General features: G+C 60.0%; 1 protein-coding gene. It reads right to left on the reverse strand.

Annotated features, from left to right (window positions below):
• Window positions 1-235: hypothetical protein (locus tag AC0L3S_RS39755; RefSeq protein WP_473285454.1), on the reverse strand; the 235-nt coding region annotated here is incomplete at both ends.

Here is a 235-nt window from a genome sequence, read left to right on the forward strand (position 1 = left end):
GCCGATTGCGCTTCGTGGGAACACGACGACCGTGAGGAAGTGATCGTTGCGAAAGAGCTTGCCCGACAGCACACGGCTCTCATAGGCCTCGCTAAGACTGCCAGCGAATGCACTTTGAAACTGGCGCGATGCCGGCGCCGGCACATCGTTGTTTCGCACAAGATGGGCGTACAGCGTGACATTGTCGTCGGCGATGTTGCGCAAGAGAGTGTTGAACGCGCGGCAGCGCGCGTTG

The organism is Bradyrhizobium sp. Ken01 (assembly GCF_055807355.1).